Here is a 5488-nt window from a genome sequence, read left to right as displayed (position 1 = left end):
GCATCAATTTTTACGCGATCGATGCAAAGAGCTTCGCCGAGCAGGATCGCGCCGCGGAGGCCGGCGAGATCATCGCCGAGCTGGTCGCCACATGACCAGTCTTGTCGTCACCACTATCGGGCCTGCGAGTTCGGTGCAGGACGGCGGCCGCCACGGCGCCCAGCGCTACGGGCTGACGCCGAGCGGCGCGATGGACCTGATCGCGCTGGCGGCGGCGAACGCGCTCGTCGGCAATGCCCTGCTGGCCGCAGGCATCGAGATCGGCCCGTTCGCCGCCGCTTTCACCGCACGCGATGGTGCCGTCCGCGTCGCGCTCTCGGGCGCCTCGCGCAGCGCCGAGATTGCCGGCCGCAATGTCACCTTCGACAGCTCCGTGACGATCGCAGACGGAGAGACGCTCACCGTCGGTTTCGCGCGCGGCGGCGCGTTCAGCTATTTGGCGATCGAAGGCGGCATCGCCGGCGAGCCGATTTTCGGCAGCCTCGCCGTCAATGCGCGTGCCGGGCTCGGCAGCCCCTATCCACGGCCGCTGCAGGCTGGCGACGCGCTGCAAGTCGGTGCTGCAAGCGGTGGGCCGGAGCGGCGGATCGAACTCCCAAAGCCTCCCCAAGGGCCGATCCGTGTCGTGCTTGGTCCCCAGGACGACGAGTTCGCCGCGGACATGAAGGCCTTGTTTCTCGACAGCACATGGAGCATCTCGGCGACCAGCGATCGCATGGGCTACCGCCTGGACGGGCCCGTGATCCGGCATCTCGGCAGCCATAACATCGTCTCCGACGGCACGGTGGATGGCAGCATCCAGGTGCCCGGCAACGGCGCACCGATCGTGCTGATGCGCGACCGCGGCACCAGCGGCGGCTACCCGAAAATCGCCACCGTGATCTCGGCGGATTTCGGCCGCTTTGCCCAGATCCCGGCCGGGACCGGCTTTCAATTCAAGGCGGTCGGCATGGCCGAGGCGCAGGCGGAGGCCAAAGCTCACGCAAAACTGCTGCAGAGCCTGCCCGATCGTGTCAGCGCGCTCGAGGTCTTCGATCTCAACATCGATGCCCTGCAGCATGCTAATGTAGCCGGCAGCGCCGTCAGCGCCATCGACGCCGGCACATGGCACGCGCTGACGGGCGAATGAGAATCACATTGGGAGAAGCGGCGACATGAAAACAGTCGATCTCAACTGCGATCTCGGCGAAAGCTTTGGACCCTGGGAAATGGGCAACGATGCCGCGATGATCGAGCTCGCGACCTCCGTCAACGTCGCCTGCGGCTTTCACGCCGGCGATGCCGACATCATGCGCAAGACGGTGGAGCTTGCCAAAGCGCGCGGCGTCTCGGTCGGCGCCCATCCCGGCTATCGCGATCTGCACGGTTTTGGCCGGCGGCCCGTTCCGGACATGACGTCCTCAGAGATCGAAAATCTCGTCGCCTACCAGATCGGCGCGCTGCAGGCGATCGCGACCGCGGCCGGCTACAAAGTTACACACGTCAAGGCGCATGGCGCGCTCTCCAACGTCGCCTGCGAGGACGACATGACCGCGCGCGCCATCGCCGATGCGATCAAGGCCGTGGATCCAAGTCTCGTCTTCGTGGTGCTGGCCAATTCAAAACTGGTGCAGGCCGGCGAGGCGGCCAACCTGCCGATGGTGCACGAGGTGTTTGCCGACCGCGCCTATGAGGATGACGGCAAGCTGGTGTCGCGGCGCAAGCCGGGCGCAGTCCTGCATGACGCAAAGACCATTGCCGAACGCGTGGCGCGAATGGTTCAGGACGGCGCCGTGGTCTCGGTGACGGGCAAGGTGATCAGGATGCGCACCGATACCGTCTGCATTCACGGCGACACGCCGGGCGCGGTCGAGATCGCGCGCGGTGTGCGCCGGGCGCTCAAGGACAGCGGCATCGAGGTGGCACCCTTCAAGCGCGCGAGCTGACGGTTCTGACAAAATTGGGAGTATCCCAAATTGCGTCGCGCCGGTTGCGCAGGCCACTTCATACCCCTGCCCTTAGAATCCATGTAATTGGCAATCGCATTCGTTGACGATCGCCCGCGCGTGTCAGAAAGAGGGCAATCATACGACCATTTCACGGGCATGCGATGACGGACACATTGAACGATAGCGACCGGCCGATTGCGGCCCGGCCTCCCGCGGGACTCCCGCGCACAATCTTGAGCGGCGAAATCCTGGGCGACGGCAAGTTCGTCATCATTCGCCATCGGGACAAGAACTATCGATTGCAGTTGACCGCCGCGGGCAAGCTTCTGTTGACGAAATAGGCTGCCGCAACCACGTCGCCGGCAGCATCCGGCCTTCACTCCCGCGCGACGAATCTTTGAAGGCTTTCAGCCAGCCACCTCTGTCCCCAAGGGCACGGGAAGCCAGCAAATTGCGGGTCCGAGAACATGGATCCAGATCAGCAAGGGGTTGGCGATGGACAAGAAATTCGGGGCGGCGCGGCCGTACATCACGATGTCAATGAGGCGATGCCGGAGCGTGGCGCTCGCACTGCTGCTAGCAATGTTCGCATCGGCGGCCGGCGCCGAAGAATCGATGTTCGCCTTCGTCTACACCACCGATCTGCTGCCCCAGGGCAAATCGGAGGTCGAACAATGGGTCACATGGCGGCACCAGAAGAACGGCGGCTTCTACGATCAGCTCGAGGGCCGAACCGAGTTCGAATACGGCCTCACCGACCGGCTGCAGGTCGCGCTCTATGCCAACTACAACTGGACGCAAGCCTTCCACAACGGCCCGTTCGGCGCGACGACGCCGCCGGAACAGTTCGCCGATTACGTGGTCGGGCCGGATGACATCTTTCGCGCCTCGCGCTTCACCGGCATCTCCGGCGAGGCGATCTACAGGATTTTGAGCCCCTACACCGATCCGATCGGGCTTGCCCTCTACACGGAGCCGACGATCGGCAAGAATTTCTTCGAGCTGGAAAACAAGATCATCCTGCAGAAGAATTTTTTTGACGATCTTTTGACCATCGCGTTCAACTTCACTTATGCGCCCGAGTTTCGCAATCTGCCCGGCGATGACGATCCCTCTGTGTTCAACTGGCAGGAGGAGACCGACGCTAATTTCGCGCTGGCCGCCTCCTACCGCTTCATCGAAAACTGGTCCGCCGGATTCGAATTTCTGAACGAGCGGGAATACAACAGCTTCAATTTCACTCATCTGTCGAACAGCGCCTACCACCTCGGTCCGACCCTTCATTTCGGCGGCGAGCGTTTCTTCTTCACGGCGACCGCGCTGTGGCAGATGCCCTGGGCAACGGTGCACAGCGATACCGTGCCGGGGACCCTCGTCAACGGTTTCGTGCTCGACAATGATTTCGAAAAATTTCGTTTCCGGCTCAAGGCCGGCTACACGTTCTGAGGGCAAGGCGCATGAAAGCAAGTCAATGGATCTGGCTTCCCGCCGCGGTGATCTCCACCGCGGCCCACGCCACGACCTACTTTTCGGTCGAGCAGGTGCAGCGCGCGATCTTTCCCGGCGCGAGCTTTTCGGCGACCAGCCTGCCCAACGCCTGGCGGGCATCGAACGGCGGCTATGTCATCGTGGACCGGGTGGTCGGCAAGCACGAATACATCACGCTTGCGGTCGGCATCCATTCGAACGGCACGGTGAAGCAGATCGAGATCATGGATTACAAGGAATCCTATGGCTACGAGGTGCGTGAAGCGCCGTGGCGCGCGCAATTCGTCGGCAAGAGCGCGAGCTCGCCGCTGCAGCTCAACGGCGACATCACCAACATCAGCGGCGCGACGCTCTCCTCGCGGCATGTCACCGATGGCGTCAAGCGCATCCTGCAGGTCTATGAGACCAGTTTGAAGGGCAAGCGATGAAACGGGCGCGCCCCCTGCTCGGGACCTATGTGGAAATTGAAGTGGCCGGCCTTGCCGAGCCGGCGCTGGCGCGCGCGATCGATGCCGCCTTCGGCGCCATCGCGCGGGTACACCGGCTGATGAGTTTCCACGATGGCGAGAGCGACGTGTCGCGCCTCAATCGTTACGCCGCCTCCGAGCCGGTCATCGTCGATGGCTGGACCGCGAAGGTGCTCGAAAAGGCGCGGATCTTGTTCGATGCAAGTGGCGGCCTGTTCGACTGCGCCGTCGGCCATGAGCTGATGCGCAGCGGGCGCTTGCCTTCACAGGGCCTCGGCCATGTTGAAAGCGGCAGCTTTGCAGCCGTCGAGCTCCTGTCCGACAATCGGGTCAGGTTTTCGGCTCCCATCGCGATCGACCTCGGTGGCATTGCCAAGGGCTTTGCCGTTGACCGCGCGATTGTCACCCTGCGTGCGCATGGCGTGCGCGAGGCCCTGGTCAACGCCGGTGGCGACATGCGGGCCATGGGCAAAACGGCGCGAACCATTCATATCCGATGCCCCGGTCTGGATGGTCGCGCCGTACAGGCCGGCCTGTTGCGGAATGCGGCGATCGCGACCTCCGAGGCGGCTGCGACCGTCATGAAACAGCGTGCCCGGCTGCCCGCGCCGGGGTCGCACCACGCCTATTCCGTGGTGGCGCCAACCTGCCTGCTCGCGGATGCCTTGACCAAAGTTTTGGTCCAGACCCAAGACGCGCACGCCGGCTATTTTGCACGGTTTGGTGCGATCGCATTCGTGACGTCAGCCGACATCGCCGAAGTCAGGGTGGCCTGACCGATGCGCCTTGGCTTCTGGCAAAAATTTGCAATCTTCTCGACGGCCGCGGCCGTAGGCTTGTCCGGCCTGCTCTGGTTCGTTCTGCACGATGTCATGTCTGCCGAGCAAGACGAGATGGCCGACATCGCGCACATGCTGCTGGTTCTGCATGGCGCCTCGTCCTATGCCCTGCTGGTTACCGTCGGCTCGCTGCTACCGGTCCACGTCCGCACTGGATGGCAGCGCCGGCGCAACCTCGTCACTGGCCTGACGGTAACCGGCGCCATCGCCATTCTCGGCGCCACCGCACTGGTGCTCTACTATGGCAGTGAGGAGATGCATGCGCCGGCCAAATGGCTGCATCTGATCTTCGGCTTCGCCTGCCTCGCGCTGTTTCCCGCGCACGCATTCCTCAGGGAGAGAAGCCAGCACGTGGCCGCCGGCAACGGTGCGTCCGCTGCCGCGCCCTTCCTGACGCAGGATCCAGACTTTTGCGAAACGGTTCTTAAAAAAAAGTCCCTCGGCGTTGACCCGAGGGACCATTGCTCAAACCACAATCTGGCTGAAGCACGCGATGGCTAGCCAGACGACATCGCGCGTTAGAATGGATGGACTGACAACGTCCCGAACACCACACCCGCGATGATCGCGAGCGCGCCATAGGCCAATACCATCAAAATTGTCCCGCTTCTCGTCGGAGGCGAGCGCCCGTGGAAATTCATCCGGGCCTGATCCGACAGGTGGTACATGGTCCTTCTCCAGGTCGATCACGACGAGGTATTCGGACCAGAACAAAGAACCCCGAGCTCCGGTTTCAAGGCGCGGCGGAAAATAACGATGCTGATAT

At 63.0% G+C, this 5488-nt stretch carries 8 protein-coding genes and 1 pseudogene; 8 read left to right on the top strand and 1 reads right to left on the bottom strand.

The annotated features are described in order from the left end of the window. The 8 genes and pseudogenes from JOZ76_RS12735 to JOZ76_RS12700 all read left to right on the top strand — a co-directional run. A pseudogene (locus tag JOZ76_RS12735) lies at positions 1-95 on the top strand (5-oxoprolinase subunit PxpB); the annotation flags it as partial. After that, entirely contained in the window at positions 92-1129 is a 1038-nt protein-coding gene (locus JOZ76_RS12730; RefSeq protein ID WP_291698980.1) for a biotin-dependent carboxyltransferase family protein, read from the top strand. The pseudogene JOZ76_RS12735 and the gene JOZ76_RS12730, both read left to right, overlap by 4 nt. A 25-nt stretch (positions 1130-1154) precedes the next feature. Continuing rightward, a complete protein-coding gene (locus JOZ76_RS12725) occupies positions 1155-1925 on the top strand; it encodes a LamB/YcsF family protein (protein WP_291698979.1) in 771 nt (256 codons plus the stop codon). Positions 1926-2161: 236 nt separating this feature from the next. After that, a complete protein-coding gene (gene hemP / locus JOZ76_RS12720; RefSeq protein ID WP_291698978.1) occupies positions 2162-2269 on the top strand; it encodes a hemin uptake protein HemP in 108 nt (35 codons plus the stop codon). 217 nt (positions 2270-2486) lie between these two features. Beyond that, positions 2487-3374, top strand: coding sequence for a hypothetical protein (locus tag JOZ76_RS12715; protein ID WP_291698977.1), 888 nt, complete (start codon positions 2487-2489; stop codon positions 3372-3374). Positions 3375-3385: 11 nt separating this feature from the next. After that, complete coding sequence (locus JOZ76_RS12710; RefSeq protein WP_291698976.1) at positions 3386-3844, top strand: FMN-binding protein; 459 nt, start codon at positions 3386-3388, stop codon at positions 3842-3844. Beyond that, the gene (locus tag JOZ76_RS12705) at positions 3841-4659 is read left to right on the top strand and encodes an FAD:protein FMN transferase (RefSeq protein ID WP_291698975.1); all 819 of its coding nucleotides are present in this window, start codon (positions 3841-3843) and stop codon (positions 4657-4659) included. The genes JOZ76_RS12710 and JOZ76_RS12705 overlap by 4 nt, the downstream gene beginning before the upstream one ends. A 3-nt stretch (positions 4660-4662) precedes the next feature. After that, entirely contained in the window at positions 4663-5223 is a 561-nt protein-coding gene (locus tag JOZ76_RS12700) for a hypothetical protein (protein WP_291698974.1), read from the top strand. On the opposite strand, the gene JOZ76_RS12695 is transcribed toward JOZ76_RS12700, so the two are convergent. Then, the coding region (locus tag JOZ76_RS12695; RefSeq protein WP_291698973.1) for a hypothetical protein at positions 5188-5488 on the bottom strand (301 nt) is incomplete at its 5' end. The two genes, JOZ76_RS12700 and JOZ76_RS12695, sit on opposite strands and share 36 nt — an antisense overlap.

It is taken from the genome of Bradyrhizobium sp., assembly GCF_019244115.1.
In the GTDB taxonomy this organism is placed as follows: domain Bacteria; phylum Pseudomonadota; class Alphaproteobacteria; order Rhizobiales; family Xanthobacteraceae; genus Bradyrhizobium.
The sequence above is the reverse complement of the archived record's forward strand: the minus strand, read 5'-3'. Positions and strand labels throughout refer to the sequence as shown.